Below are 24,363 nucleotides of genomic sequence, written 5' to 3' on the forward strand. Positions count from 1 at the left end.
GCGCAGCGAACGTCATGCGCCCGGGCCGGGGCGCGCGCGGTTCGCGGGTCTGCCGGACGGAGCCGGGGTGGCGAGGAATGCGAGCAGGTCGGCCATGCCGCTGCCGGTGCCGTCGGGCGGCGCGCCGAGTTCCTCGGCGGGCGCACCCGTGCGGTTGAGCCAGAACGTCGTGTAGCCGAACCAGGCGGCCCCCGCGACGTCCCAGGCGTTCGACGACACGAACACGATGTCGCGGGGGTTCGCGCCGAACGCGGCGGTGCCGAGTGCGTACGCGACGGGGCTCGGCTTGTACGCGCGTACCGCGTCGGCCGACAGCACGCGATCGAACAGGCCGGTCATGCCGGCGCTCTTGATCGCGATGTCGAGCATCTCCGGGTTGCCGTTCGACAGGATCGCGAGCGGCGGGCGCGGGTCGAGCGCGCGCAGCTTGCGCAGCGCGGGCACCGTGTCGGGATAGGTGGACAGGCACGCGTATTCGTCCATCAGCCGCTTCTCGGCCGCGCTGTTCAGCGCGAGCCCGAGCCTGCGCGCGGCGAACCGCAGCGCGTCGAGCGTGATGTCGCGGAACGGGCGATAGCGGGCGCCGGACGGATCGGCGAGCGTGCGCAACTGCGAGTATTCGATTTGCTTGCGTCGCCACAGCCGCGACAACCGGTCCCCGTGACCGGGAAACATCTGCTCTGCCGCGGCCACGACCGCATGCACGTCGAACAACGTGCCGAATGCATCGAAGAGGATTGCGTCGGGAGAGGAGAGTGTCGTTGTGGCCGACATAGCCTTGCGCTCCAGTTTCAGAGGTCGGAAACGATTTTATTCGTGCTCGTCAGTGCTAAAAAAGACGCTAAACATCACTTGATCTTTTACTTTCATATACCTAATCTTGACCGCTCAAGCTATTTGAAGGGCGGGAACGCCGCCCTTGCGAGTCATGGACCGGTTCAAACAGATCGAAACGTTCGCCGCGGTCGCGGCGAAGGGCAGCCTGTCGGCGGCCGCGCATGCGGAAGGCGTCGCGCCGGCGATCATCGGCCGCCGCCTCGACGCGCTCGAGGAGCGGCTCGGCGTGAAGCTGCTGGTGCGGACCACGCGCAAGCTCACGCTGACCTTCGAGGGTTCGGCCTTCCTCGAGGATTGCCAGCGGATCATCAACGACATGCAGAACGCGGAGGCGAGCGTGTCCGCCGGCGGCGTGAAGGCGAGCGGCCACCTGCGCATTTCCGCGCCGGCCGGCTTCGGGCGGCGCCACGTCGCGCCGCTCGTGCCCGAGTTCAGCGGCGCGCATCCGGACGTGTCGGTCACGCTCGACCTGTCCGACCGGATGGTCGACCTCGTCAACGAAGGGTTCGATTGCGCGGTGCGGCTCGGCGAGCTGCCCGATTCGTCGCTGGTGTCGCTGAAGCTCGGCGAGAACCGGCGCGTGTGCGTCGCGTCCCCCGCGTATCTCGCGCGGCGCGGCACGCCGGCCACGCTTGCGGAACTCGCGCGCCACAACTGCCTCGCGCTTGCCGCGAATGCGAACCAGCAGCGTGGCTGGGCGTTCCAGGAGGGCGACAAGGTGGTGTCGATCCGCGTGAACGGCACGATGGAATGCTCGGACGGCGCGGTGCTGCACGAATGGTGCCTCGCCGGCTACGGCCTGGCATGGCGATCGTGGTGGGAGGTCGGCGACGATATCGCGGCCGGCCGCCTCGTCACCGTGCTCGACGCGTTCGCGGCGCCGCCGATCGGCATCCACGCGGTGTTTCCGCAGCGCCGTCACCTGCCGCTGCGCGTGCGGCTGTTTCTCGATTACCTGAAACATACGTACGAACGGCCGGGGTATTGGGGCGAGTAGGGCGGGGGCGAGCAGGGCGCACCGGCCCACGCGTTTCCGATATGAGGGCGAACCCGCTGCCGGCGCCGGTCGCCCGGTTTCGCGCACTACAATCGAAACTGGCATGCGCGACGCGCCGGAGCCGGCCCGCATGGGTTCGCGGTGCGCGCGGTGCGTCTGACGCAGGAGGGCGCGATGTTCCGGCACATCCTCGTTCCAACCGACGGTTCCGAACTGTCGCAGAAGGCGATCGACGGCGCGATCGACCTGGCGCGCGCGGTCGGCGCGCGGGTCACGGCCTATGCGTGCCTGCCGCAGTATCCGTACTCGCCGTTTTCCGAAGTGATCATCGAGCCGCCCGCCGATTTCCGCGCGCGCAGCGAGCGCGAGGCGCGCGCGCACCTGGACGACGTGCAGGCAGCCGCGAAGGCGGCCGGCGTCGATTGCGACAGCTGGACGAGCGTGCATCCGTCGCCGTACCTCGGCATCATCGAGGCGGCCGAACGTGGCGGCTGCGACGTGATCTTCATGGCGTCCCACGGACGCCGCGGGCTCGGCAGCCTGCTGATCGGCAGCGAAACGCAGCGCGTGCTGACCCATACGAAAATTCCGGTGATCGTCTATCGGTAGACGCGGCGCCCGTCGCTCGTAGCCGCCCGGGCGACAGCACGGCGGCGCCGCTGAAAAAAGGGCGCGCCGGACGAAGCCGACGCGCGTCGTTGCTGGCGGCCACTGGCCGCGCGCGACCGGTCGCGCGACGTCGATCGCGCGCCAGCCGTCTCCTCCCTGATTGTTGTCCGGTGCCGCCGATGCCGCGCCGTCGCGTGACGGGCCGGCATCGGCGTGACGCTTGCGCGTGTTACGCGACCTTCTTGCCGTCGAAGAACTGTTCGTCTTCGGTCGAGCCGTGCAGCGCGGTCGTCGAGGCTTCCCGCTCGACGGTCTGCGTGACCGCGTCGAAGTAGCCGGTGCCGACTTCGCGCTGGTGCTTGACGGCCGTGAAGCCCTTGTCGGCCGCCGCGAACTCGGCCTGCTGCAGTTCGACGAACGCGCTCATCTGCGTGCGGGCATAGCCGTGCGCGAGGTTGAACATCGAGTAGTTCAGCGCATGGAAGCCGGCCAGCGTGATGAACTGGAACTTGTAGCCCATCGCGCCGAGTTCCTTCTGGAACTTCGCGATCGTCGCGTCGTCGAGGTTCTTCTTCCAGTTGAACGACGGCGAGCAGTTGTACGACAGCATCTTGCCGGGGAACTGCTTGTGGATCGCTTCCGCGAACTTCTTCGCGTACTCGAGATCCGGCTTGCCCGTCTCGCACCAGACGAGATCGGCGTACGGCGCATATGCGAGGCCGCGCGAGATCGCCTGCCCGATGCCCGGCTTCGTGCGGAAGAAGCCTTCGACCGTGCGCTCGCCCGTCAGGAACGGCTTGTCGTTGTCGTCGATGTCGGACGTGATCAGGTCCGCCGCTTCCGCGTCGGTCCGCGCGACCAGCACGGTCGGCGTGCCCATCACGTCGGCCGCGAGACGCGCCGCCGACAGCTTCGCGACCGCTTCGCGGGTCGGCACCAGCACCTTGCCGCCCATGTGGCCGCACTTCTTCACCGACGCGAGCTGATCCTCGAAGTGCACGCCCGAGGCGCCGGCCTCGATCATCGCTTTCATCAGTTCGAACGCGTTCAGCACGCCGCCGAAGCCGGCTTCCGCGTCCGCGACGATCGGCGCGAAGAAATCGACGTAGCCTTCGTCGCCCGGATTCTTGCCTTCCGACCACTGGATCTGGTCGGCGCGCGTCAGCGTGTTGTTGATGCGCTTGACGACGAGCGGCACCGAGTTCGCCGGGTACAGCGACTGGTCCGGGTACATTTCGCCCGCGACGTTCGCGTCGCCGGCCACTTGCCAGCCCGACAGGTAGATCGCCTTCAGGCCGGCCTTCACCTGCTGCATCGCCTGGTTGCCGGTCAGCGCACCGAGTGCGTTGACGAACGGCTCTTCGTTGATGAGGCGCCACAGCTTTTCCGCGCCGCGCTTGGCCAGCGTGTGCTCGACGGCGAGCGAGCCGCGCAGGCGCACCACGTCCTCAGCCGTGTAGCTGCGCTTGATGCCCTTCCAGCGCGGATCGGTTTCCCATTGCTTTTGCAGTTCCTGTGCCTGTTGCTGTCGCGACATGATGAGCTCCTTGATGCGGTGTGTTGCCAGATCGGTCGAATCGGACGGTGCTGATGCTGTTCTCGAAGCGGGGCGCGGTGCGCGCCGCTTTGAGAAGTCTTGTATAAGAGTCTAGGCAAACCGATCCGAGTGAAACAGGGGCTATACCAGGAAGTTTTAAACTTTTTAATCGTTGTTAATCAATAACTTGTGTTTTGTGTTTCGCAATGAGAAACGATTTTTCCCATCTCGCAATTGTAAGGTTGTGCCGCGCAGCATGATTTTTTACGACGCAAAAAAATTTTCCGCATCGTGAAATTTGGCGCGGGACGAAAAAAAACCGGCGCGGGTGCGCCGGTTTGCCGGATGGGCGGGCGGCCACGGGGGCCGCCGGGGCGTGCTTACGACGCCGAATTGCTGCGACGCGGGCCGCCGCTGCGCTGGCCGTCGCGACGCGGGCCGCCGTCACGGCTGCCGCCCGGCTTGCCGCTCCAGCCGCCGCCATTGCCGCCGCCGTAGCTGCGGCCGTTGGCGCCATGACCGCCGCCCGGCTTGCCGCCGAAACGACGACCGCCGTTACCGCCGCCCGGACGGCCGCGGCCGCCGGTGCCGCGATCGTTGCGCGGGGGTGCCTTGCGGGGCTCGAAGCCTTCGATCACGTTGACCGGCAGCGGCGAGCGCACGAAGCGCTCGATGCGCTTGAGCGCGCCTTGCTCGGCGTGGTGCACGAGGCTCACCGCGGTGCCCGAACGGCCGGCACGGCCCGTACGGCCGATACGGTGCACGTAGTCTTCCGCGAACTTCGGCAGGTCGTAGTTGAACACGTGCGTGATGCCCGGGATGTCGATGCCGCGGGCCGCGACGTCGGTCGCGACCAGCACGCGCACGCGACGCTCGCGCAGCGCGCGGATCGTGCGGTTGCGTGCGCCCTGCGGCAGGTCGCCGTGCAGCGCGGCCGATTCGAAGCCGGCGTCGGCGAGACGGCCGGCGAGCTGGTCGGCATCGATCTTGGTCGCCGTGAAGATGATCGCCTGGTCGAGCGCGTCGTCGCGCAGCAGGTGATCGAGCAGGCGGTCCTTGTGGTCGCGATCGTCGACGTAATGGACGGTCTGTGCGATGTTCGCGCGCGATTCGAGGCGCTGCTGGATCTCGATGCGTTCCGGATCCTTCAGCAGGCGGCTCGTCAGCGAACCGATCTTGCCGTCGAGGGTAGCCGAGAACAGCATCGTCTGGCGCGACTCGGGCGTCGCGGCGACGATCGTTTCGATGTCTTCGATGAAGCCCATGTCGAGCATGCGGTCGGCTTCGTCGAGCACGAGCATCTTCAGTTCGGACAGGTCGATGCGGCCGCGTTCGAGGTGGTCGAGCAGACGGCCCGGCGTGGCGACCAGGATCTCGGGGTTCTTCGCGAGCAGCATCAGCTGCTGGCCGTAGGCGACGCCGCCGAGGATGCTGACCGTGCGCAGGCGCTTCAGGTGCTTGCCGTAGGTCGACGCGGCCGTGGTGACCTGCATCGCGAGTTCACGGGTCGGCGTCAGCACGAGCAGGCCCGGGCGGGCGACGGGCTGCGGGCGGCGCGCACGGCGGTCGCCCTGGTTCGGTTCGCGCGGCGCGCGCGGTTGCTGCGCCTGCGCCTTCTGGAGCTGCGCGAAACGTTCGATCGCGGGCAGCATGAATGCGGCCGTCTTGCCCGAACCGGTCGGGCTCGACACCAGCAGGTCCCGACCGGCGATGCCGGCCGGAATCGCGCGCTGCTGGACCGGCGTCGGCTTGGCGTAGCCGGCGGCCTGCAGCGCGGAGACGATCTCCGGCGACAACCCGAGCGACGCGAAAGTCGGCTCGTCCGACGCCGGTTCGACCGCGGCCGGTGCGGCGGCGTTCTCGAGACCGAGCGCCTGGTCGGCGATCGCGTTGAGCGGGCTGGAGTTGATGCTCGAAGTCATAACAATCCTTGAAACACAGTGGGTGAAACGTCGGCGCCAATCGCGCATACCCAAGTCGTCGGATTCAGCGAGCAAATCGGGAAACGGGTGCAATCCGCCGAACCGTCGGCGGATGAGGCATTAGAAGCTGTTTTGGGTGCGGCGCGCTTCTGGAGCGGGGGCCGCCAGCCTAGTTGACGACCGCGAGGGTCGAAGCAGGAGGGGACAGGTTCTAAACCGGATTGGAGCTTAACGCTACGAGGCGTCGGGCCGGAACGGCTTGCGAGCCGAGCGCGGGAGGTGACGCAGCCAGCATTATAGAGATATTTGCTGCGCTGCGCCACTGATTTGATTGCCTATTGATTGCCGGTCTCGGCAGGCGGGACAGATCAGGACGCCGTGCCGTTCTTCAGCGATTCGACGAGTTCGATGTATTGCTGCTTCGCCGCATCCTGGGTCGTGCCTTTCAGCGCTTCCCACGCGTCGTACTTGTACTTGCCGACGATGTCGGTGAAACCCGGCTTGTCGCCGTGCGCGTCGCCGTCGGTCGCCTGCTTGAAGAGCGCATACAGGCGCAGCAGCGTCAGGTTGCCCGGTCGCTCGGTCAGTTGCTTGACGTCGACCTGGGCCTGGTCGAATTGGGCGGTGAGTTCGCTCATCGTGTGTCTCCGTAAGGGTTTCAGGTCGGGCGATCTTAACAAGCGCCGCGCCGCGCGGGGTCGAGCGATCCTTCCAAACCGCCGCCCGCGCGGCGCGCGCATCGCGATCGGGTCCGATCGCCCGTGGGAGCGGGGCGCCGCATTACAATGTCGGCCATGACGCAAACAGTGCTCCTCGCCATCGATACGTCGACCGAATACTGCTCGGTCGCGCTGCTGCGCTCGGCTTTCGCCGATGACGCCGTTTCCACCCCGCAAACCTGGGTCCGCCACGAGCTGACGGGCGCCGTGTCGAGCACGCGCGTGCTGCCGGCCATCCAGGAGCTCTTCGCCGAATCGGGCCTCACGTTCGCCGATTGCGACGCGATCGCGTTCGGCGCGGGCCCCGGCTCGTTCACCGGGCTGCGCACCGCGACCGGCATTACGCAGGGGCTCGCGTTCGGGCGCGGGCTGCCGGTCGTGCCGGTCAGCACGCTGCTCGCGTGCGCCGAGCACGCGCGGCTGCGCGCACCCGGCACGACGCGCGTGCTGGCCGCGCTCGACGCGCGGATGGACGAAGCGTACTGGGCCGACTTCGTGTGGGACGAGCAGACGGGCGACTGGCGCACGCTGCATCCGGCGTCGCTCGATGCACCGGGCGCCGTCGGCGTGCCCGACGCGCCGTTCACGCTCGCGGGCAACGCGGCCGCCGCGTTCGGCGCGCAACTGCCGGCGGCGGCGGCCGCGGCCGTGATCGACGGCGATGCGCTGCCGCATGCGCTGGCGGTCGCGCATGCCGGGCTGCGGGCGTTCCGCGCCGGCCGGACGGTGCCGGCCGACCAGGCCGCACCCGAATACGTGCGCGACAAGGTTGCACAGACCACCGCCGAGCGCATGGCCGCGCGTGCCGCGCAGACGGACGGAGCAAAAGGATGACGGGCGTCCTGTTGAGCGACCGCTATCTGTCGCCGATGACCGACACCGATCTCGACGAGGTCGTCGCGATCGAGCAGGTCGCGTACGAATTCCCGTGGAGCCGCGGCAATTTCCAGGATTCGTTGCGCAACGGCTATTTCGGCGTGTGCCTGCGGCACGTGACGGGCGCGCTCGTCGGCTATTGCGTGCTGATGCCGGTGATCGACGAAATGCACCTGCTGAACCTGTGCGTCGCGCCGGCCGCCCAGCAGTCGGGCGCGGGCCTCGCGCTGCTGCGCGAAGCCGTGCGCATCTCGCGCGCGGAGGGGCTCGACGGCGTGCTGCTCGAGGTTCGGCCGTCCAATCCGCGGGCGATCCATCTGTACGAGCGCTTCGGCTTCGTGACGATCGGCCGGCGCAAGAACTACTATCCGGCGCGGCATCGCAGCCGGGAGGACGCGATCGTGATGCGTCTGACGCTGAACAAGGACGAAGGGGACGCGCATGGCGTGGGCTGAAGCAGCGCTCGAGGAAATGGGGCTCGCGCAGATCTGGGTGCGGCGCGGCTCGCGCGCGAAAGGCGCCGAAGCGGGTGGCGCGGGGGCCGGGCCGGCTGGCGTGCCGGGCGCGGCGGACGATGCGTCCACCGTTGCGGCCGCAACCGTCGCGCCCGCGTCGCGGCCGACGTCGGAGCAGCCGCGTGACACGCAGGCGCCTGCACGCGTGTTCCCGCGCGGCGATATGCCGCTGGCGGATACGCCGCCCGCTGGCGGCGCCGCGCGCTCCGCGCCACCGGCTGCGGAAACGGGTAGCGGCGCGCGTGCCGCGATCGACGAAACGGGCGGCGGCGCGCGTGCCGCGATCGACGACGATCGCGCGTCCGCCGGGCCCGCATCGTCCACGGCCGCCGCCGCCGCCGCGGACGACCTGCCGCCGCTCACCGAAGACGATTTCGCGTGGTTCGACGCGGCGCCGCCCGGCGATCCGCTGCCGCCGGCCGAAGCGCGTCCGGCGGCAATGCCGGTCGCGATGCTCGACTGGGATGCGCTCGCCGCACGCGTCGCCGGCTGCACGAGCTGCCGCCTGTGCGAGAAGCGCACCAATACCGTGTTCGGTGTCGGCGATCGGGAAGCGGACTGGATGCTGATCGGCGAAGCGCCGGGCGAGAACGAGGACAGGCAGGGCGAGCCGTTCGTCGGCCAGGCCGGCAAGCTGCTCGACAACATGCTGCAGTCGCTCGCGCTCAAGCGCGGCGACAACGTCTACATCGCCAACGTGATCAAGTGCCGCCCGCCCGGCAACCGCAATCCGGAACCGGACGAGGTCGCGCGCTGCGAGCCGTACCTGCAGCGCCAGGTCGCGCTCGTGAAGCCGAAGCTGATCGTCGCGCTCGGCCGCTTCGCCGCGCAGACGCTGCTGAAGACGGACGCGAGCATCGCATCGCTGCGCGGCCGCGTGCACACGTACGAAGGCGTGCCGGTGATCGTCACCTACCACCCGGCGTACCTGCTGCGCAGCCTGCAGGACAAGTCTAAGGCGTGGGCCGACCTGTGCCTGGCGCGCGATACGTTTCAGCGGGCGGAGGGCGCCGCCGCGCACGGGCCGGCCGGACAATGACGCGCGGCGCGGCGGTCGCGTTCGTCGATACGCTGCACGATGCCGCGGTCCGCGATCTGGGCTGGCTCCTCGCGAGCCCGAGCCTGCTCACTGCCGCGCCCGGCGCGCCGCTCGCGCATCCGTGGGCGGATGCGGTCGAGCGGGTGGCGGTCGAAGCGTGGCTCGTCGCGCTCGATGCCGCGCCCGAGCCGCTGCACCGCGCGCTCGACGGGCTGCGGCCCGTGCGACTCGGCCGTTATGCCGAATGCCTGCTCGAGTATTTCCTCACGCACGGGCCGTCGCTGCGGCTCGTCGCCGCCAACCTGCCGCTGCGCAGCAACGGCAAGACGCTCGGCGAGGTCGATTTCCTCGTCGATGCGCCGGGCGGGCTGCGCCTGCACTGGGAACTCGCGGTCAAGTGCTATCTATGCGCGCCGGTCGACGGCGACGCGTCGCTCGCGGATTTCGTCGGGCCGAATCTCGTCGACCGCCTCGACCGCAAGCGCAGCCGGCTGCTCGAGCATCAGCTGCGGCTGAGCGATCGCCACGGGTTCGTGCTGCTGGGCTACGGCGCGCCGTCCGATGCGCAGATGTTCATCAAGGGCTGGCTGTTCTATCCGCACGGCGTGCCGCTGCCGCCGGTGGCCGCGGAAATCGCGGCCGATCATCCGCGCGGGTTCTGGCTCACGCACGCGCAGTGGCCGGCGTGGGCCACCGCGCAGCCCGACGGTGCGGCGTGGAACGTGCTGCCGCGGCTCGCATGGCTCGCGCCGCGGCGGGTGGCGGCCGACGCCGCGCCCGAACCGCTGGCGCGTTCGCTCGAGTTGCCGTCCGCCTTGACGGCGCGCCAGGCGCCCGCGCTGATCGGCGTCCATCGACAGGACGGCAACGGCATATGGCGGGAGACGGCGCGCGGTTTCATCGTGCCGGACGACTGGCCCGCGCGTGCGCAGGCGTTCGCTGCCCAGGACCACTGACGCCGCATCAGCCGGCGCTTACCACCAGCGATGGAAGTGATGGACGGGGCCGACGCCGTGGCCCACGTCGAGCTGGCCGCTCTCGGCGATCGCGCCGGTCAGGTAGGCCTTCGCCTCGCGCACCGCGCTGTCGAGATCGGGCCGCTGCGGCAGCAGCGCGGCGATCGCCGACGACAGCGTGCAGCCCGTGCCGTGCGTGTTGCTGACCGGCACGCGCGTGCCGTCAAACCGGACCGCATGCGCCGCATCGACGAGCCAGTCGGGGCTCGCGGCCGCGTCGGGCAGGTGGCCGCCCTTCATCAGCACGGCGCGCGCGCCGGTCTTCAGCAGCGCCTGGCCTTGCCGGACCATGTCGTCTTCGGTCATCGCGGGCGTGTCGCCGAGCAGGGCGGCCGCTTCGGGCAGGTTCGGCGTGACGACGGTCGCGAGCGGCAGCAGCGCGTCGCGCAATGCGTCGGCCGCATCGGGTGCGAGCAGCGCGTGCGAACTCTTCGAAATCATCACCGTATCGAGCACAACGAAGCGCGGCGCATGGCGCCGCAGCGCGTCGGCGACCGCGTGCACGATCGCCGCGTTCGCGAGCATGCCGATCTTGACCGCGTCGATGCGGATGTCGTCGAACACCGCGTCGAGCTGCGCGGTCACGAACGCGGCGTCCGGCGCGTGCACGCCGGTCACGCCGCGCGTGTTCTGCGCGGTCAGCGCGGTGATCACGCTCGCGCCGTACGCGCCGAGTGCGGAGAAGGTCTTGAGATCGGCCTGGATGCCCGCGCCGCCGCCCGAGTCGGAGCCGGCGATCGTCAGGACGTTGGGTATCGGGTGCGTCATGATGGCAAGGCGCCGGTTCGAAGACCGGCGCCGACGGACGGAAACAGGAAGTGTAACGTCAGTGCCGCGATTCGCCGATCAGCGCGACCGAGTCGAACTGACGCTGGTTCGCCTGGTGGCGGCGCATCACGAGCCACATCGTCAGGCACACGAACGTGCCGAACAGCACGATCACGACGCCGACCGGCACGTCGAGCCAGACCAGCACCGCATACAGGCACAGCATCACGAGCACCGACAGGTTCTCGTTGAAGTTCTGCACCGCGATCGAATGGCCGGCCGACAGCAGCACGTGGCCGCGATGCTGCAGCAGCGCGTTCATCGGAACCACGAAGTAGCCGGACAGCGCGCCGACGCAGATCAGGAAGATGTACGCGACGATCAGGTACACGGGCAGGCGCAGGTGGCCGAAATGCACGGCCCAGTGCGCCGGGAACAGGTCGCGCGTGTAGAACGCCATCAGCATGACCGCGATGCCCATGATGATGCCGACCGGCAGCACGCTGAGCGACTTCTTCAGCGGGATCCGCGCGGCGGCGGCGATCGCACCGCCCGCGACGCCGACCGCGACCACCGCCTGCAGGATCGCGCCTTCGGACAGCGACATGTTGAGCGACACTTCGGCCCACTTCAGCACGATGAACTGCAGCGTCGCGCCCGCGCCCCAGAACAGCGTCGTGACCGCGAGCGAGATCTGGCCGAGCTTGTCGCGCCAGAGCACCATGAAACAGTCGGCGAAGTCGGTGAGGAGCTTGACCGGGCCGCGCTCCTGCTTCGGGTAGCGCGCGCCGGTATCGGGGATCCGCAGATTGAAGATGGCGGCGATCACGTAGATCGCCATGATGATCACCATCGCCGCTTCGGCGGGCGTGGCGATCCAGGCTGGCGTGTGCGCGATCACGTGCGACGCGATGTGCGGGCTGATCAGCGCGCCGCCGAGCACGGTGCCGAGGATGATCGAGCTGACGGTCGTGCCTTCGATCCAGCCGTTCGCGGCGACGAGCCGGTCGGCCGGCAGCAGCTCGGTCAGAATGCCGTACTTCGCGGGCGAGTAGGCCGCGGCGCCGAACCCGACGATGCCGTATGCGATCAGCGGATGGGCGCCGAGCAGCATGATCAGGCAGCCGACCACCTTGATCGAATTGGTGATGAACATCACGCGCCCCTTCGGACGCGAATCGGCGAACGCACCGACATAGGCCGCCAGCACCACATACGACAACACGAAGAACAGCTTGAGCAGCGGTGTCATCCAGTTGGGGGCGTGGAGGTCTTTCAGCAGGGCGATGGCGGCGATGAGAAGCGCATTGTCGGCCAGCGACGAGAAAAACTGCGCGGCCATGATGGTGTAAAAACCTTTTTTCATCTGATGCGATGCTTTCGTCGCTGCGGCAGGGCCGCGTAGGCCGCCTGGTATGCGATCGGCTTATTCCGTTCGAAATGGGTTGTGCGCACGGCTTTATAACACGAAAATACGGCAATTCGGACTAGCAAGATTCCCCGATCGTTCCGCAAATTGTCGGCTTCGGTGCTCAAAAGGCGCGGTAAGCTGATGATTCGCAAGCGTCTTTACGTAAATTTCCCATGCCGCGCCCGATCTCCGCCACCATCCACACCGCCGCCCTCGCGAACAATCTCTCCGTCGTCCGCCGCTTTGCCGGCCCGTCCAAGGTCTGGGCGGTCGTCAAGGCCAACGCGTACGGCCACGGTCTCGCGCGCGTGTTTCCCGGCCTGCGCGGCACCGACGGCTTCGGCCTGCTCGACCTCGACGAGGCCGTGAAGCTGCGCGAGCTCGGCTGGGCCGGCCCCATCCTGCTGCTCGAAGGGTTCTTCCGGTCGACCGACATCGACGTGATCGACCGCTACAGCCTCACGACCACCGTCCACAACGACGAGCAGATGCGGATGCTGGAGACGGCGCGGCTGTCGAAGCCCGTCAACGTGCAGCTCAAGATGAACAGCGGGATGAACCGGCTCGGCTACGTGCCGGAGAAGTACCGCGCCGCGTGGGAGCGCGCCCGTGCGTGCCCCGGCATCGGCCAGATCACGTTGATGACCCATTTTTCGGACGCCGACAACGAGCGCGGCGTCGCCGAGCAGCTCGCGACGTTCGAGCGCGGCGCGGCAAGCATCGCGGGCGCGCGCAGCCTCGCGAATTCGGCGGCCGTGCTGTGGCATCCGGATACGCACTTCGACTGGGTGCGGCCGGGGATCGTGCTGTACGGCGCATCGCCGTCGGGGCTGTCGTCCGACATCGCCGACACGGGCCTGAAGCCCGCGATGACGCTCGCCTCCGAGCTGATCGCCGTGCAGACGATCGCGAAGGGGCAGGCGATCGGCTATGGCTCGACGTTCTCCGCGCAAGCGCAGATGCGCATCGGCGTCGTCGCGTGCGGCTATGCGGACGGCTATCCGCGCGTCGCACCCGAAGGCACGCCCGTGATCGTCGACGGCATCCGCACGCGGATCGTCGGCCGCGTGTCGATGGACATGATCACCGTCGACCTGACGCCGTGCCCGCAGGCCGGCGTCGGCGCGCGGGTCGAGCTGTGGGGCAACGCGCTGCCGATCGACGACGTCGCGCGCCATTGCGGGACCATCGGCTATGAACTGATGTGCGCGGTCGCCGCCCGCGTGCCGGTGCGCGCGGAATAAGGGCAGCACGCGTGGCCAAACAGAAAACCGTCTACGTCTGCAGCGAGTGCGGCGGACAAACCCCGAAGTGGCAGGGGCAATGCCCGTCGTGCCAGGCCTGGAACACGCTCGTCGAATCGGTCGCCGAGTCGCCGGCCGCCCATCGCTTCCAGTCGCTCGCGAAACGCGCGCCCGTGCAGCGCCTCGTCGACATCGAGGCGGCCGACGTGCCGCGCTTCTCCACCGGCATCGGCGAATTCGATCGCGTGCTGGGCGGCGGGCTGGTCCCGGGCGGCGTCGTGCTGATCGGCGGCGATCCCGGCATCGGCAAGTCGACGCTGTTGCTGCAGTCGCTCGCGGACATCGCGAGCGAGCGGCGCGCGCTCTATATCAGCGGCGAGGAATCGGCCGCGCAGATCGCGTTGCGCGCGCAACGGCTCGCGCTGCTCGACGGCGGCGCGCCGGCGGCCGAGCTGAAGCTGCTCGCCGAGATCCAGCTCGAGAAGATCCAGGCCGCGATCGACGCGGAACGGCCGGACGTCGCCGTCATCGACTCGATCCAGACCGTCTATTCCGAAGCGCTGACATCGGCGCCCGGCTCGGTCGCGCAGGTGCGCGAGTGCGCGGCGCAGCTCACGCGCATCGCGAAGCAGTCCGGCACCGCGATCATCATGGTCGGGCACGTGACGAAGGAGGGCAACCTCGCGGGCCCGCGCGTGCTCGAGCACATCGTCGACACGGTGCTGTACTTCGAGGGCGACACCCATTCGTCGTTCCGGCTCGTGCGCGCGTTCAAGAACCGCTTCGGCGCGGTCAACGAGCTCGGCGTGTTCGCGATGACCGAGCGCGGGCTGCGCGGCGTCGCGAACCCGTCCGCGCTGTTCCTGTCGCAGCACGAGCAGGTCGTGCCGGGTTCCTGCGTGCTCGTCACGCAGGAGGGCACGCGCCCGCTGCTCGTCGAGATCCAGGCGCTCGTCGATACGGCGCATGTGCCGAACCCGCGCCGGCTCGCGGTCGGCCTCGAGCAGAACCGGCTCGCGATGCTGCTCGCGGTGCTGCACCGGCACGCGGGCATCGCGTGTTTCGACCAGGACGTGTTCCTGAACGCGGTGGGCGGCGTGAAGATCACCGAGCCGGCCGCCGACCTCGCGGTGCTGCTCGCGATCCATTCGTCGATGCGCAACAAGGCGCTGCCGAAGGGCCTGATCGTGTTCGGCGAAGTGGGACTGGCAGGCGAGATCCGGCCGTCGCCGCGCGGCCAGGAACGGCTGCGCGAGGCGGCGAAGCTCGGTTTCACCGCGGCGCTGATCCCGAAGGCGAATGCACCGAAACAGCCGATCGAAGGACTGAACGTGATGGCCGTCGAGCGGATCGAGCAGGCGATCGACCGTGTGCGCGATCTCGAATAGCCGTGGCTGGCCAGCGCCGCCGTGCGTTGGCCCGCAGTGATCTGTCGCGTAATTGACTGTAATGAATATGTAGGCTGATGTAACCCGCCGGACATCGCTTTTCCCTATCCTTTGCCGGATCGTCGAACCGCACAATGCGAAGGGAACCTATGTTTAAACAGTATGGGGAAGCGCCGAGCGGACGCAGTTACAACCTGCGCGGCTGCCGTGTGTCGGAGCCGATCGTTCAGCCGTGGGGCGGCGGATGCCGGATCGTCGAATGGATCGACGACGAAGGGCGCCTGGCGCGCCGGGTCGTGTCCGAGGACGTGACGGAAGCGGAGGTCGCCGCGGCGATTCGCCGGCCGACCGAAGGGCGGCGTCACCTGATGGGCGATGACGAGCAGATGCCGCGCGATACGCTGCCGCGGCGTTGAGCGGATGGCGCGGCCGGCGGACGGCCGACGCGATCACGTCGAACGCAACAATGACAAAGAGGCCGGGCCCGGGCGCCCGGCCTTGTCGTTTCCGCGCCCGGTTCGGCCGGGCGGGTTCGCAGGTCGTCGATCGTAGACCGTGGATCGTGCCGAGGACGTCCGGCCGCCGCTGAAACGACCGGCTGACGGCGCGCCGGGCGCGTTCAGCCGATCTGCTCGAGTTCTTCCTGCACGGCGAGCCAGTCCGCCTCGACCGTTTCGAGCCGGGCATTGACCTCGCCCAGCTTGCGGATCGCTTCGGTCAGTTCCGTCTTGCGCGCGGCTTCGTAGCTCGCCGGATCGGCGACGAACGCGTCGAGGCGCGCCTTCTCCGCGTGCAGCGTTTCCATTTCCCTTTCGAGCTTCGTGATGCGGTTCTGCAGCGGTTTCTTCAGCTGCGACAGCCGCTGGCGCTCTTCGGCCGCCTGACGCTTCTGGTCCTTGCGGTTGACGCCCGGATCCGTGCCCGCTGCCGCCGCGCTGTCGGCCTTCGCGGCCGCGCGTTGCTCGGCCGCATGCTGCAGCAGCCAGTCGCGGTAATCGTCGAGGTCGCCGTCGAACGGCTGCAGCCGGTGCTTCGCGACGAGCATGAACTGGTCGGTGGTCGCGCGCAGCAGGTGGCGGTCGTGCGAGACGAGGATCAGCGTGCCTTCGAACTGCGCGAGCGCCATCGTCAGCGCGTGACGCGTCTCGAGGTCGAGGTGGTTGGTCGGCTCGTCGAGCAGCAGCAGGTTCGGTTTCTGCCAGATGATCAGCGCAAGCGCGAGCCGCGCCTTCTCGCCGCCCGAGAACGGGCCGACCGGGCTCGTCGCCATGTCGCCGGAGAAATTGAAGCCGCCGAGGAAGTCGCGCAGTTCCTGCTCGCGCGTATCGGGGGCGAGCCGTGCGAGATGCGCGAGCGGCGAATCGTCCTCGCGCAGGGTTTCGAGCTGGTGCTGCGCGAAATAGCCGATCGTCAGCCCCTTGCCGTCGCGCACGTGGCCCGACAGCGGCGCGAGCGTGCCGGCCAGCGTCTTGATCAGCGTCGACTTGCCCTGGCCGTTCGCGCCGAGCAGGCCGATGCGCTGGCCGTTCTGGATCGACAGCGCCACGCGTTCGACGATCGGGATGTCCGTGCCGTCCTCGGCGTGGTAGCCGCAGCGGACGTCTTCCATCACCATCATCGGGTTCGGCGCGGCGTCGGGCGTGCGGAACTCGAACGTGAACGGCGACGCGATGTGCGCGGGCGCGATCAGCTCCATCTTCTCGAGCGCCTTCATCCGGCTTTGCGCCTGCTTGGCCTTGGTCGCCTTGGCCTTGAAGCGGTCGACGAAGCTTTGCAGGTGCTCGATCGTCTTCTGCTGCTTTTCGTACGCGCTTTGCTGCAGCGCCAGCTGCTGCGCACGCAGCACTTCGAACTGCGAGTAATTGCCGCCGTAGCGCTTCACCTGGCGATTTTCCAGATGCAGCGTGACGTTGCAGATCGAGTCGAGGAATTCGCGGTCGTGCGAGATCACGACGAGCGTGCCGGCGTAGCGGTGCAGCCAGTCTTCGAGCCAGACGATCGCGTCGAGGTCGAGGTGGTTGGTCGGTTCGTCGAGCAGCAGCAGGTCGGAGCGGCACATCAGCGCCTGCGCGAGGTTCAGCCGCATGCGCCAGCCGCCGGAGAAGCTGGCGACCGATTCGCGCGTCTGCGCGAGCGTGAAGCCGAGGCCGAGCAGCAGCGCTTCGGCGCGCGCGGGGGCCGTATAGCCGTCGGCGTCGGCGAACGCCGCGTGCGCGTCGGCTTCGGCCGCGCCGTCGTGCGCGGCCGAGGCGGCGGCGATACGCGCCTCGATCTCGCGCAGCGCGGTGTCGCCGTCGAGCGTGTAGTCGAGCGCGGAGCGGTCGACGGCGGGCGTTTCCTGCGACACGTGGGCGATCCGCCACGACGGCGGCATCGCGAAATCGCCGCCGTCGGAATGCAGCTCGCCGCGCAGGACCGAGAAGAGCGTCGATTTGCCGGCGCCGTTCGCGCCGATCAGGCCGGCTTTCTCGCCGGGATTGAGCACGAACGAGGCCGACTCGAACAGCGGCTTGGTGCCGCGCGCAAGGCTGAACTGATTGAAACGGATCACGGCGGGAATGACTGACCAAAACCGCTATTCTAGACTGCGTGCGCGTCGCCCCGGATATCGGTCGTTCGGCAGGTGCCTCAACGACGCGATTTCGCCTAGACTCCACGTCGATACGGTTTCGTAAAAGGAGTGCCCGATGTCCACCCTGTATTCGTTCAGCGCAGAGACGCTCGCGGGCGCACCCGCGTCGCTCGACGCGTATCGCGGCAAGGTGCTGCTGATCGTCAATACCGCGAGCGAGTGCGGTTTCACGCCGCAGTACGCGGGCCTGCAGAAGCTGTATGAGCAGTACGCGGCCCGCGGTTTCTTCGTGCTCGGCTTCCCGTGCAACCAGTTCGGCAAGCAGGAGCCGGGCGACGCCACGCAGATCGGCGCGTTCTGCGAGCGCAACTACGGCGTCACGTTCCCGATGTTCGCGAAGATCGACGTGAAGGGCGACCACGCGCATCCGCTGTACCGCTACCTGACCGACGAGGCGCCCGGCATCCTCGGCCTCAAGGCGATCAAGTGGAATTTCACGAAATTCCTGATCGACCGCGACGGGCGGATCGTCAAGCGCTACGCGCCGTCGACGAAGCCCGAGGAAATCGCCGCGGATATCGACAAGCTGCTTTGACCGTTCGATGCGGCGAGCGGGCGGTTCGGATCGAGCCTGCCTGGGTCACGCCGTGCGAAAGCATGCGCCGCCGGGCGGCGGCGCGGGGCCGGCGCTCGCGCAACCGCTACAGGATCGGCGCGAACAGGCGCGCGACGTGCATGGCGATACGCCGCCACGCGGGCGAGTGCCGATACTCGTTCGCATCGACTTCGTAGGCCAGCGCGAAATCGGCGTCGAGCATCGCTTCGACTTCGGCGGCGAACGCGCGGTCGACGGTCAGCACCATGATTTCGAAGTTCAGCCGGAACGAGCGGTTGTCGAGATTCGCGCTGCCGATGGCGGCCGCGACGCGGTCGATCAGCAGCACTTTCTGATGCAGGAAGCCGGGCCGGTAGCGAAACACCTTGACGCCAGCGTCGACGAGATCGCGCGCATAGAGCTTCGACGCCTCGAACACCACGTAGTGATCGCGCCGGCTCGGAATCAGGATGCGCACGTCGACGCCGCGCATCACCGCGAGCTTCAGCGCGGCGATCACCGCTTCGTCGGGCACGAGATACGGCGTCGTGATCCAGATCCGCTCGCGCGCGGCGTTGATCGCCTCGACGAAGAACAGCGAGCCGGTTTCCTGCTTGTCGGCCGGCCCCATCGGCACGGCGAGGCAATGCATCGCGTCGTCGGGCAGCGCCTCCGGCGGCGCGGCGAGCGGCGGCAGCGTCTGCGTGGCCCAGTGCCAGTCTTCGGCGAACACGTACTGGATGCTGGCCACCACCGGGCCGCGAATCTCGATATGGGTGTCGCGCCACGGCGACAGGCGCCGGTTCGCACCGAGATATTCGACGCCGACGTTGAGACCGCCGACGAACGCGCGATTGCCGTCGACGACGACGATCTTGCGATGGTTGCGGAAGTTGAGCTGGAAGCGGTTGACGAACTTGCGGTGGGTCGCGAACGGATGGACCTCGACGCCGCCACGGCGCAGCGTGTCGACGTAACCGCGCGGCAGGTCGAAGCTGCCGATGCTGTCGTACAGCAGGTAGCAGCGCACGCCGGCCGCCGTGCGGGCGAGCAGCGCGTCGCGCAGCATCTGGCCGAGCGCGTCGTCGCGCACGATGAAGAACTGGACGATCACGTAGTCGCGCGCGGCGTCGATCGCCGACAGGATCGCCGAGAAGGTTGCGTCGCCGTTCACGAGCGTGCGCACCACATTGCCGCCGACGAACGGCATTCCACCCAGCCGCGTGAGCGCGAGCACGGCGGCCCGGCCGATCGCGTCGGCGGCCTGCCCGTCGGTTGCGTCCGCAGCGGGCCATGGCGCGCGCGGCGTGTGCGTGCGCAGCGCTTCCATCTCGTGGCGCCGCGCGTCGACATAGCCGGAGAACTTGCTGCGGCCGAGGAACAGGTACGGGATGAGCGTCAGGTACGGCATCGCGGCGAGCGACACGGCCCATGCGATCGCGCCTTGCGACGTGCGGGTATTCATGAGCGCATGACACGCCGCGATGATCCCGAGCACATGGACGGCCAGGATCAGGGTGCCGAGATGTAGCCAGTCGAGGGTCATGGGCGCGTGACGGACTCCTGAAGTCGTGCGGCGCGACGGCCGCTTACGCGCATCTTACCCAACCGTGCGGGACAGCGGTGTGCCGTACCGCACGGTTCGGTCGCGGCGCGCCGTCAGGCCTTGCGCGGCAGGTCCGACGCCTGGATCAGGAACACGGCGTCGTCGCCCGCGCTGGTGGGCAGCCACGTGAGCTCGAGGCCGCCGAACGCGGCTTCGACGTGCTCGCGCTCGTTGCCGATCTCGACGACGAGCACGCCGTCGTCGTGCAGCCAGTTGTGCGCTTGCCCGATGATGCGCCGCACGATGTCCATCCCGTCGTCGCCGCCCGCGAGCGCCATTTCCGGCTCGTGCCGGTACTCGGGCGGGAGGGCCGCCATCGACGTCGCGTTCACGTACGGCGGGTTCGTCAGGATCACGTCGTAGCGCGTGTCGGGTTCGGCACGGAACGCGGGCAGCGGCGTGTAGAGGTCGCCGCGATGCAGCGTGATGCGATCGTCGAGGCCGTAGTCGCGCACGTTGATCTCGGCGACTTCGAGTGCCTTCTCGGACAGGTCGACCGCGTCGATCTCGGCATTCGGGAACGCGCTGGCCGCGAGGATCGCGAGGCAGCCGGAGCCGGTGCACAGCTCGAGCACCGCACCGACCTGCTCGGGATCGGCGACATACGGCTGCAGCCCGTCGTCGAGCAGTTCGCCGATGAACGAGCGCGGCACGATCACGCGCTCGTCGACGTAGAAGCGGTGGCCATGCATCCACGCTTCATGCGTGAGATACGCGGCCGGCACGCGGTCGGTCGCGCGTCGCTCGATCACTGCGAGCACGGCCGCGATTTCGTCGGGCAGCAGGCGGGCATCGAGGAACGGCTCGAGCGTGTCGAGCGGCAGGTCGAGCGTGTGGAGTACGAGGTAGGCGGCTTCGTCGTATGCGTTGTCCGAGCCGTGGCCGAACGCGAGCTTCGCCTTCGAGAAGCGCGTGACCGCATAGCGCAGCAGGTCGCGAACAGTTGCAAAAGGTGTCGTCATGCGAGGCTCCGTCAGGCGATCAGTTGTTCGAGCACGCGGCGGTACACGTTCTTCAGCGGGTCGACGAAGCGCACGTCGATGTGCTCGTCGATCTTGTGGATGCTGCCGTTCGGCGGACCGAACTCGATCACCTGCGGGCAGATGCGCGCGATGAAGCGCCCGTCGGACGTGCCGCCCGTCGTCGACAGCTCGGTCGTGAGGCCGGTCTCGGCGCGAATCGCGTTTTCCAGCGCGTTCGACAGGTCGCCGCGCGGCGTGAGGAACGGCAGGCCGCTCACCGACCACTTCAGCGTGTACTCGAGGCCGTGCTTGTCGAGGATCGCATGCACGCGCGCCTGCAGGCCCTCGACGGTGCTTGCCGTCGAAAAGCGGAAGTTGAACATCAGGTCCGCGTGGCCGGGGATCACGTTGGTCGCACCGGTGCCGGCATGCAGGTTCGACACCTGCCAGGTGGTCGGCGGGAAGTATTCGTTGCCTTCGTCCCACTGTTCGGCGGCGAGCTCGGCGAGCGCCGGCGCGAGCAGGTGGATCGGGTTCTTCGCGAGGTGCGGGTAGGCGATGTGGCCCTGCACACCCTTGACGATCAGCTCGCCCGACATCGAGCCGCGGCGGCCGTTCTTCACGACGTCGCCGAGTTCGGCGGTCGACGTCGGCTCGCCGACGATGCAGTAGTCGAGACGTTCGCCGCGCGCTTCGAGCAGCTCGACGACTTTCACGGTGCCGTCGGTGGCCGGGCCTTCCTCGTCGCTCGTGATCAGGAACGCGATCGCGCCGCGGTGGCCGGGGTGGGCCGCGACGAATTCCTCGGAGGCGACGACGAACGCCGCGAGCGACGTCTTCATGTCGGCCGCGCCGCGGCCGTACAGCTTGCCGTCGCGATGCGCGGGAATGAACGGCGGCGAGGTCCACTGCTCGAGCGGGCCGGTCGGCACGACGTCGGTGTGGCCCGCGAACGCGAGCAGCTTGCCGTCGCGGCCGTCGGCGCCGCGCTTGACGGCCCACAGGTTGGTCACGCCATGCGACGCGATGGTTTCGCATTCGAAGCCGAGCGCGGCGAGGCGCTCGGTCATGATCTGCTGGCAATGCTGGTCGTCGGGCGTGACGGACGCGCGGGCGATCAGCTGTTCGGTAAGGGCTAGGGTGGCGGACATGGTTCGGACCACTTTCGATAAAAAATGCCGGCGCGGTGGCCGGCAGCGATGAGGCGTCGTGTGCAGCGCGGGCGCCGCGCGGGCCGCCTAGGCGGCAAACAGCGCCGCGTACTGATCGGCCACGAAGCCGAGCGATTTCACGCGGCCGTTGACGACGAGCACGGGGCGCTTGATGACCGACGGCTTGTGGATCATCAGCGCAACCGCGCCGGACTTCGTTTCCGCGGCCGCCTTCATGGCGTCGTCCAGGCCGCGCCACGTCGTGCCGCGCTTGTTCACGAGCGCGTCGAGCGATACGTCCTTCAGCCAGTCTTCGACCAGCGGTGCGCTGACGCCGAGCTTCTTGAAGTCGTGGAACTCGAACTCGACGCCGTGATCGTCGAGCCACACGCGGGCCTTCTTCACGGTGTCGCAGTTCGGAATGCCGTAGACGACCACGGTGTGCGGCTTCGCCATCAGTCGCCTCGCAGCAGCTCGTTCAGGCCGACCTTCGCGCGGGTCTTCGCGTCGACCTTCTTCACGATCACCGCGCAGTACAGGCTGTGCGAGCCGTCCTTCGACGGCAGGTTGCCGGCGACGACGACCGAGCCGGCCGGGATGCGGCCGTAGCTGACTTCGCCCGTTTCGCGATCGTAGATCTTGGTGCTCTGGCCGAGGTACACGCCCATCGAGATCACCGAGTTCTCCTCGACGATTACGCCTTCGACGACTTCCGAGCGCGCGCCGATGAAGCAGTTGTCTTCGATGATGACCGGGTTGGCCTGCAGCGGCTCGAGCACGCCGCCGATGCCGACGCCGCCCGACAGGTGCACGTTCTTGCCGATCTGCGCGCACGAGCCGACCGTCGCCCACGTGTCGACCATCGTGCCTTCGTCGACGTACGCGCCGATGTTGGTGTACGACGGCATCAGCACGACGTTCTTCGCGATGAACGAGCCGCGGCGCGCGATGGCCGGCGGCACGACGCGGAAGCCGCCCGCGGCGAAGTCTTCGGCCGTGTAGTTCGCGAACTTCGACGGCACCTTGTCGTAGAACTGCGAGTAGCCGCCCGCCGGCATCGGTGCGTTGTCCTCCAGGCGGAACGACAGCAGCACGGCCTTCTTCAGCCACTGATGGACGGTCCAGTTGCCGTCGATCTTCTCGGCGACGCGCAGTGCACCCTTGTCGAGCTGCTCGATCGCGTGAGCGACGGCTTCGCGGACGTCGGCGGGCGCGGCCTTCGGCGACAGCTCGGCGCGGTTTTCCCAGGCGGTATCGATGATTTGCTGAAGTTGTTGCGACATGTTCGTTTTCGCAGGAGATGAATGGAATTGATCGGGATGGACGTCTTACCGCGCGAGAGCCCGGCAGAAATCGACGATGCGTTGCGCGCCCTCGACGCATTCGGGGGTGCCCGCGACGAGCGCGATCCGGATGAAATCGCGGCCCGGATTCGTGCCGTGCGCATCGCGCGCGAGGTACGAGCCGGGCAGAACCGTCACATTATAGTCGGCGTACAGGCGGCGGGCGAACTCGGTGTCCGACAGGCCGGTGCGCGCGACGTTGGCCCACAGGTAGAACGCGGCGTCGGGCAGCTTCACGTCGATCACGTCGGCCAGCATCGCCGTGACCGTGCTGAACTTCTGCAGGTACAGCGCGCGGTTCTCGCGCACGTGCGCCTCGTCGTTCCACGCGGCGATGCTCGCGTGCTGCCAGACCGGCGACAGCGCGGCGCCGTGGTACGTGCGGTACAGCAGGAATTTTTTCAGCAGCGCGGCGTCGCCGGCGACGAAGCCCGAGCGCATGCCCGGCACGTTCGAGCGCTTCGACAGGCTCGACAGCATCACGAGCCGCTCGAAGCCGCGGCCGAGGCGGTGCGCGGCCTCGAGGCCGCCGAGCGGCGGCGCCGCTTCGTCGAAATAGATCTCCGAATAGCACTCGTCGGACGCGATCACGAAACCGTGGCGGTCGGACAGCGCGAACAGCTCGCGCCAGTCGTCGAGCGTCAGCACGGCGCCCGTCGGGTTGCCCGGCGAGCACACGTACAGCAGCTGGGTGCGCGCCCACACTTCATCGGGCACGGCCGCGTAGTCGCACGCGAAGTTGCGGGCCGGGTCGCTGTTCGCGAAATAGGGTTCGGCACCGGCCAGCAGCGCCGCGCCTTCGTAAATTTGATAGAACGGATTCGGACAGAGTACGATCGCCTTCTTGCCGTCCGCGCGCGGGCGCGCGTCGATCACAGTCTGCGCGAGCGAGAACAGCGCCTCGCGGGAGCCCGACACCGGCAGCACCTGCGTCGCCGGGTCGATTGCCGGCAGCCCGTAGCGGCGCTCGAGCCAGTGTGCGATCGACGTGCGCAGCGCGTCCGAGCCGGCCGTGGCCGGGTACGACGCGAGACCGTCGAGCGCGGCGACCACGGCGTCGCGGATCAGCGCCGGCGTCGGGTGCTTGGGCTCGCCGATGCCGAAGCTGATCGGTTTCAGGTCGCCGGAAGGCGTCACGTCCTTGAACAGGGCGCGCAGCTTTTCGAAGGGATAGGGCTGGAGCGAGTCGAGTCGAGGGTTCACGGGCGAAGCGGCCATCGCGGCCGGTTGGAGCGAAAGGGCGAAAGGGGCGGCGC

Annotated in this window: 23 protein-coding genes; 10 read left to right on the plus strand and 13 right to left on the minus strand. The window is 68.3% G+C overall.

Annotated elements, in window-relative coordinates; translation table 11 throughout:
• Positions 1 to 12: 12 nt before the first annotated feature.
• Positions 13 to 774, minus strand: a complete 762-nt coding sequence (locus U4Z64_RS07040; protein ID WP_044847958.1) for a haloacid dehalogenase type II — start codon at positions 772 to 774, stop codon at positions 13 to 15.
• A gap of 154 nt (positions 775 to 928) precedes the next feature.
• On the opposite strand from U4Z64_RS07040, the gene U4Z64_RS07045 reads away from it, so the two are divergent.
• Entirely contained in the window at positions 929 to 1,834 is a 906-nt protein-coding gene (locus U4Z64_RS07045) for a LysR family transcriptional regulator (RefSeq protein ID WP_044847957.1), read from the plus strand.
• Positions 1,835 to 2,008: 174 nt separating this feature from the next.
• Positions 2,009 to 2,443, plus strand: a complete 435-nt coding sequence (locus U4Z64_RS07050; RefSeq protein WP_044848000.1) for a universal stress protein — start codon at positions 2,009 to 2,011, stop codon at positions 2,441 to 2,443.
• 229 nt (positions 2,444 to 2,672) lie between these two features.
• On the opposite strand, the gene aceA is transcribed toward U4Z64_RS07050, so the two are convergent.
• The 3 genes from aceA to U4Z64_RS07065 all read right to left on the minus strand — a co-directional run bounded on the left by aceA (position 2,673) and on the right by U4Z64_RS07065 (position 6,540).
• Positions 2,673 to 3,980, minus strand: coding sequence for an isocitrate lyase (gene aceA, locus U4Z64_RS07055; protein WP_321819535.1), 1,308 nt, complete (start codon positions 3,978 to 3,980; stop codon positions 2,673 to 2,675).
• Between the two features lie 380 nt (positions 3,981 to 4,360).
• On the minus strand, positions 4,361 to 5,902 hold the full coding sequence (locus U4Z64_RS07060; RefSeq protein WP_321819536.1) for a DEAD/DEAH box helicase: 1,542 nt from the start codon (positions 5,900 to 5,902) through the stop codon (positions 4,361 to 4,363).
• A 368-nt stretch (positions 5,903 to 6,270) separates the two neighbouring features.
• A complete protein-coding gene (locus U4Z64_RS07065) occupies positions 6,271 to 6,540 on the minus strand; it encodes an acyl-CoA-binding protein (RefSeq protein WP_044847954.1) in 270 nt (89 codons plus the stop codon).
• A gap of 147 nt (positions 6,541 to 6,687) precedes the next feature.
• On the opposite strand from U4Z64_RS07065, the gene tsaB reads away from it, so the two are divergent.
• The 4 genes from tsaB to U4Z64_RS07085 are packed head-to-tail and all read left to right on the plus strand — an operon-like array spanning position 6,688 to position 10,007.
• Positions 6,688 to 7,455 carry a tRNA (adenosine(37)-N6)-threonylcarbamoyltransferase complex dimerization subunit type 1 TsaB gene (gene tsaB / locus U4Z64_RS07070; protein WP_321819537.1) on the plus strand — a complete coding sequence of 256 codons (768 nt, stop codon included), beginning with the start codon at positions 6,688 to 6,690 and terminating at the stop codon, positions 7,453 to 7,455.
• Complete coding sequence (gene rimI / locus U4Z64_RS07075; RefSeq protein ID WP_044847952.1) at positions 7,452 to 7,952, plus strand: ribosomal protein S18-alanine N-acetyltransferase; 501 nt, start codon at positions 7,452 to 7,454, stop codon at positions 7,950 to 7,952. Before tsaB ends, rimI begins: the two co-directional genes overlap by 4 nt.
• Entirely contained in the window at positions 7,939 to 9,051 is a 1,113-nt protein-coding gene (locus tag U4Z64_RS07080) for a uracil-DNA glycosylase (protein ID WP_321819538.1), read from the plus strand. The genes rimI and U4Z64_RS07080 overlap by 14 nt, the downstream gene beginning before the upstream one ends.
• Positions 9,048 to 10,007 (plus strand): DUF1853 family protein, encoded by a 960-nt coding sequence (locus tag U4Z64_RS07085; protein ID WP_321819539.1) that lies wholly within the window; start codon positions 9,048 to 9,050, stop codon positions 10,005 to 10,007. The genes U4Z64_RS07080 and U4Z64_RS07085 overlap by 4 nt, the downstream gene beginning before the upstream one ends.
• A gap of 18 nt (positions 10,008 to 10,025) precedes the next feature.
• On the opposite strand, the gene thiD is transcribed toward U4Z64_RS07085, so the two are convergent.
• Both thiD and lplT read right to left on the minus strand, forming a co-directional pair.
• On the minus strand, positions 10,026 to 10,835 hold the full coding sequence (gene thiD, locus U4Z64_RS07090) for a bifunctional hydroxymethylpyrimidine kinase/phosphomethylpyrimidine kinase (RefSeq protein ID WP_321819540.1): 810 nt from the start codon (positions 10,833 to 10,835) through the stop codon (positions 10,026 to 10,028).
• A gap of 58 nt (positions 10,836 to 10,893) precedes the next feature.
• The gene (lplT, locus tag U4Z64_RS07095) at positions 10,894 to 12,201 is read right to left on the minus strand and encodes a lysophospholipid transporter LplT (protein ID WP_044847948.1); all 1,308 of its coding nucleotides are present in this window, start codon (positions 12,199 to 12,201) and stop codon (positions 10,894 to 10,896) included.
• Positions 12,202 to 12,419: 218 nt separating this feature from the next.
• Here lplT and alr point away from each other — a divergent pair, with 218 nt between their 5' ends.
• The 3 genes from alr (at position 12,420) to U4Z64_RS07110 (ending at position 15,294) form a co-directional block, all read left to right on the plus strand.
• Positions 12,420 to 13,490, plus strand: a complete 1,071-nt coding sequence (gene alr / locus U4Z64_RS07100; protein ID WP_044847947.1) for an alanine racemase — start codon at positions 12,420 to 12,422, stop codon at positions 13,488 to 13,490.
• An 11-nt stretch (positions 13,491 to 13,501) separates the two neighbouring features.
• Positions 13,502 to 14,878: a DNA repair protein RadA gene (gene radA / locus U4Z64_RS07105; protein ID WP_044847946.1), complete on the plus strand. Its 1,377-nt coding sequence runs from the start codon at positions 13,502 to 13,504 to the stop codon at positions 14,876 to 14,878.
• Positions 14,879 to 15,027: 149 nt separating this feature from the next.
• Positions 15,028 to 15,294: a DUF2866 domain-containing protein gene (locus U4Z64_RS07110; RefSeq protein WP_044847945.1), complete on the plus strand. Its 267-nt coding sequence runs from the start codon at positions 15,028 to 15,030 to the stop codon at positions 15,292 to 15,294.
• 203 nt (positions 15,295 to 15,497) lie between these two features.
• Here the strand turns inward: U4Z64_RS07110 and U4Z64_RS07115 are convergent, their stop codons facing one another.
• On the minus strand, positions 15,498 to 17,429 hold the full coding sequence (locus U4Z64_RS07115) for an ATP-binding cassette domain-containing protein (protein WP_321809235.1): 1,932 nt from the start codon (positions 17,427 to 17,429) through the stop codon (positions 15,498 to 15,500).
• A gap of 136 nt (positions 17,430 to 17,565) precedes the next feature.
• Between U4Z64_RS07115 and U4Z64_RS07120 the strand changes: the two genes are divergently transcribed.
• On the plus strand, positions 17,566 to 18,045 hold the full coding sequence (locus U4Z64_RS07120) for a glutathione peroxidase (protein WP_321801211.1): 480 nt from the start codon (positions 17,566 to 17,568) through the stop codon (positions 18,043 to 18,045).
• 106 nt (positions 18,046 to 18,151) lie between these two features.
• On the opposite strand, the gene cls is transcribed toward U4Z64_RS07120, so the two are convergent.
• The 6 genes from cls to dapC form a co-directional block, all read right to left on the minus strand.
• Complete coding sequence (cls, locus tag U4Z64_RS07125) at positions 18,152 to 19,591, minus strand: cardiolipin synthase (RefSeq protein ID WP_321819541.1); 1,440 nt, start codon at positions 19,589 to 19,591, stop codon at positions 18,152 to 18,154.
• 113 nt (positions 19,592 to 19,704) lie between these two features.
• Positions 19,705 to 20,613, minus strand: a complete 909-nt coding sequence (prmB, locus tag U4Z64_RS07130; RefSeq protein ID WP_124519992.1) for a 50S ribosomal protein L3 N(5)-glutamine methyltransferase — start codon at positions 20,611 to 20,613, stop codon at positions 19,705 to 19,707.
• Positions 20,614 to 20,624: 11 nt separating this feature from the next.
• Entirely contained in the window at positions 20,625 to 21,764 is a 1,140-nt protein-coding gene (gene dapE, locus U4Z64_RS07135) for a succinyl-diaminopimelate desuccinylase (RefSeq protein WP_044847940.1), read from the minus strand.
• Between the two features lie 87 nt (positions 21,765 to 21,851).
• On the minus strand, positions 21,852 to 22,220 hold the full coding sequence (locus tag U4Z64_RS07140; RefSeq protein ID WP_121859337.1) for an ArsC family reductase: 369 nt from the start codon (positions 22,218 to 22,220) through the stop codon (positions 21,852 to 21,854).
• Positions 22,220 to 23,047 (minus strand): 2,3,4,5-tetrahydropyridine-2,6-dicarboxylate N-succinyltransferase, encoded by an 828-nt coding sequence (gene dapD / locus U4Z64_RS07145; protein ID WP_006478479.1) that lies wholly within the window; start codon positions 23,045 to 23,047, stop codon positions 22,220 to 22,222. Before dapD ends, U4Z64_RS07140 begins: the two co-directional genes overlap by 1 nt.
• A gap of 45 nt (positions 23,048 to 23,092) precedes the next feature.
• The gene (dapC, locus tag U4Z64_RS07150) at positions 23,093 to 24,325 is read right to left on the minus strand and encodes a succinyldiaminopimelate transaminase (RefSeq protein ID WP_321819542.1); all 1,233 of its coding nucleotides are present in this window, start codon (positions 24,323 to 24,325) and stop codon (positions 23,093 to 23,095) included.
• Positions 24,326 to 24,363: the final 38 nt, after the last annotated feature.

Origin of the sequence: Burkholderia sp. BCC1996, assembly GCF_905339955.1 — a bacterium.
Lineage (GTDB): Bacteria > Pseudomonadota > Gammaproteobacteria > Burkholderiales > Burkholderiaceae > Burkholderia.